Source organism: Candidatus Nanopusillus massiliensis (genome assembly GCF_920984865.1).
The window spans coordinates 436,390-436,672 of record NZ_OV100765.1; the positions used below are offsets into that span (position 1 = coordinate 436,390).

General features: G+C 23.7%; 1 protein-coding gene. It reads right to left on the bottom strand.

Annotation, left to right across the window (positions count from 1 at the left end; genetic code table 11):
- Window positions 1-18 precede the first annotated feature (18 nt).
- On the bottom strand, window positions 19-283 hold a 265-nt coding region (locus tag LUA84_RS03250), incomplete at its 5' end, for a hypothetical protein (protein ID WP_231434419.1).

The window sequence follows — 283 nt, forward strand, 5'->3', positions numbered from 1 at the left end:
CTTGGCCAATATTTTTTATCAAATATTGCAAACATGATGGAAAATAAAGAATAATAAATGATTTAGAATTAAATCTTTTCCAGAACTTCTTAAATCGACTGGATACCAATATTCAAATTCTTCTTTCATCTTTTTTGCAATATCCCCATATTTTCTTATTATTTCTTCTTCATTTCCTTTATTCAAAAATATATAATCAAATAAATCATCTTCAATTTTATTTGGATCTATGTTTTTTATTAAGTGCAGCAGTTGTATAAAATGCCATATATATTGTAGAATC